The organism is Priestia sp. P5_B4, from assembly GCF_056400385.1.
Genome location: NZ_JBFULJ010000695.1, coordinates 1 through 2,024, shown reverse-complemented (window position 1 = coordinate 2,024; position 2,024 = coordinate 1). Strand labels below are relative to the sequence as shown.

The 2,024-nt window shown below is 38.9% G+C and carries 3 protein-coding genes; 1 reads left to right on the top strand and 2 read right to left on the bottom strand.

All coding sequences use genetic code 11. From position 1 onward, the window contains the following. Positions 1-311: 311 nt before the first annotated feature. The gene (locus tag AC1DRF_RS24825) at positions 312-854 is read right to left on the bottom strand and encodes a GNAT family N-acetyltransferase (RefSeq protein ID WP_477741946.1); all 543 of its coding nucleotides are present in this window, start codon (positions 852-854) and stop codon (positions 312-314) included. A gap of 101 nt (positions 855-955) precedes the next feature. Beyond that, the gene (locus AC1DRF_RS24820) at positions 956-1,369 is read right to left on the bottom strand and encodes a hypothetical protein (RefSeq protein ID WP_016764790.1); all 414 of its coding nucleotides are present in this window, start codon (positions 1,367-1,369) and stop codon (positions 956-958) included. Positions 1,370-1,554: 185 nt separating this feature from the next. Here AC1DRF_RS24820 and AC1DRF_RS24815 point away from each other — a divergent pair. Further along, on the top strand, positions 1,555-2,024 hold a 470-nt coding region (locus tag AC1DRF_RS24815), incomplete at its 3' end, for an undecaprenyl-diphosphate phosphatase (RefSeq protein ID WP_477741945.1).

Genomic DNA, 2,024 nt, shown 5'->3' with positions numbered 1-2,024 from the left:
CCATTAATACATCTGAGCGGCCTGTATCTCCTGGCCTTTCATCTACGCCCATAACTAGTACATTAAACGAGTGAGGMTGCTCTTTAGCAGATGTTTGCTGTTGATAGGCAATTCCAAATCCAGCGGTTCCTAAAAGCAAAATACATGCCGCTAAGATCCCTATTTTGTATTTTTTCATTCATACGGTCTCCTTTACACGTCACTTACTCTCTATATGCCTTAATGAATGAAAATTTATACCTTTTTAGAGAAATTTAAGCATACGTCAAAAAAGCCTGCTTGTTGAGAAGCTGGCTTTTCACTAGTAGATTTTAGCTTGATTTTTGATGCACATCACGCTGTRCCCATTCACTTTCTAACATACTCATTTCAATTAAGCTCCAGTACTGTCCATCTACAAGCCGGACATCTCGAAGAAGGCCTTCGCGTGTAAAGCCAATTCGTTCATAGGACTGAATCGCCCGCTCGTTAAAATCAAAGACGCCGAGCGAAATTCGGTGAAGACCCAGTTCTTCAAAACCGAAAGCTAACACTTTTTCAAACATGTGCGAGCAAAGCCCTTTTCCTCTATACTTTTCACCAAGCAGCACTCGGCCAATTCTTCCTGTTTTATGATAATAATCAATATGAGCAAGAGAAATATGCCCAATAAGCTGTTCATTTTCATCTATGACGGAAAAAGCATAGGTAGAAGCACCATCTTCATTAGCATATCGAATGTAGTGTTTTAACTGTCTAGGAGTCAGCGGAAAAGAAAAGCTAGAGCCGCTCCATTGCACCATAAATGACTCGGAGGGAATCCAATCCATTAGCTGTTTAAAGTCTTTTTTGGAGAACGATCGTAGAGCTATCACATAATTCTCCCCCTTATTATTTCTGACTTTTCTAAATATATTACATTTATCATAATAAACTGTCAACTGTCTATGTAAAAAAAAGCCATCATTTCGATGACTTATAGCTGTAATGCTTTTCTGAGAAGAGTTAAATCATGAGTGAATTCAAAAAAATAGGTTCTATTTTCATTGTCAAATACCATCATGATTGGCTTTTGATTCGGCTCAAGAACAAAAATAACTTCACTTGCCAGCGTGTTGACCGCACTATTTTCAATTTTCACGGCTGGATCAAGAGGTACTTTAACAAGATAGCCTTTTTTAGGAAGCGGACTTGCCTTTTTATATAAACCAGTAATGGACGCAATACTTTTTTCAGCTTCTTTTTGAACATTTGGAGGTTTGAGCGTTGAACGAACGACTCTCCCCGTTTCAATTTGAAATATCTCTACTTTTGGCTGTTCAGCACTTACTGCCTGCGGAAAAATAAAAGCAGCGAATACGACGCATACAGCCACCCATTTTCGTATCATTTTTAGCACCTCTTWCCATTCATTGTGGATGAGATGGAGATAAGAATGGTCGTCTCTTCTTATACTATGACCTATTTTTATGTATTTATTTCACTAAATGAATGCCTATACTTCCATGTTTTTGTCATGTTCTCAGAACTTCCTCTATACACTACTAATAAGGACACGCTGTATGAGGTGATAAGATGTCGTGGTTTGAAGCATTTATTTTGGGAATCATTCAAGGGCTTACAGAGTTTTTACCGATAAGCAGCACGGGACATTTGTATTTAGGGCGCCACTTATTTGGCTTAGACGATGCAGGATTGTATCTAGATACGATGCTGCATATGGGCACTCTGCTTGCTGTATTTGTCTTTTATAAGCGTGAGCTATGGCATATTATTCGTCATCCCTTTAGCAAGCTTACAGGGCTTTTAGTGATAGGAACGATCCCTGCAGTTGCGATTGGTCTTTTGTTCAAAGACTATTTTGACAGTATTTCTAAATCTGGCTTAACGATCGGCTGGGAATTTCTTGCGACAGGACTGCTGTTATGGTTTGGTGATTCCGTAAAAAATGGCTATAAAAAAATGGATCATATTTCATACGGAGATGCCTTTTTTATCGGCTCGTTTCAAGCAGCTGCGATATTCCCTGCTGTATCTCGATCTGG

Coding starts and splice junctions, on each gene's coding strand:
- AC1DRF_RS24820 (WP_016764790.1), bottom strand. CDS start 1,369: ATGATACGAAAATGGGTGGCTGTATGCGTCGTATTCGCTGCTTTTATT.